Here is a 773-nt window from a genome sequence, read left to right on the forward strand (position 1 = left end):
CAATTATATTGTTGTTTTTATTGGTTAATATTGTTTTTAGGTTTTGTTAGGTCTGAGGCGTTTTATGATGTGATCTAGCTCAACAAATCATTGGTTTTTATCTTTAAACTTAGTCTTGCTCAAATTAATTATATCGCTAGCTGAACTGCCAGGTTCGACTGCAACATATAAAATAATGATGATTAGGAGTGGGACAATGAAACAGGCTAAATACAAGATAGCAGCACTAAGTGTGCTAGTTTGTCTTGGCATTGTTGGCAATGCAACAGCTGCTGGTGGCAAGTATAATAGTTTGCCAGAAATGGGTAAGACAGCACAGAAAGTTATTTCAAATCCAAATGGAGATGAAGAATCAAAAGGCGTTAAAACGCTACAAGATTATATTGTTCAAGAACAAGAACTTTTTGATTATTTATTCCAGAATCATCCAGTATTTAAATACCATGAAGAAGGTAACTTAGTGGGTGATTACCACATTAGTGACCGTGGTGAAGAGTATTTAGATACAGGTAATAGCCCTAAATATAGCAAACGTGTGGGTCGTCCAAGCGCTGTTCAATATCGTTTAGGTGCTAAATCAATTCTTGATTATCCAAACAAGTTTGTTGGACCTGAAAAATGTGGTGAATGTCATGCTGTTCAATACGAAGCATGGAATCGTTCTCGTCACTCTAAAACAATTCGTTTCCCTGGTGAACATCCAGAAGTGGATAACGATTTGAACAAGACCATGTACAACACCAAAGATACCTCTATTTTGGCTGATGGTATTA

1 protein-coding gene is annotated in these 773 nt (G+C 36.2%); it reads left to right on the top strand.

From position 1 onward, the window contains the following. Window positions 1–196 precede the first annotated feature (196 nt). Window positions 197–773: cytochrome c family protein (locus BCU91_RS03550; RefSeq protein ID WP_241904028.1), on the top strand; the 577-nt coding region annotated here is incomplete at its 3' end.

Origin of the sequence: Shewanella sp. 10N.286.52.B9 (genome assembly GCF_002873635.1) — a bacterium.
Classification (GTDB): Bacteria; Pseudomonadota; Gammaproteobacteria; order Enterobacterales; family Shewanellaceae; genus Shewanella.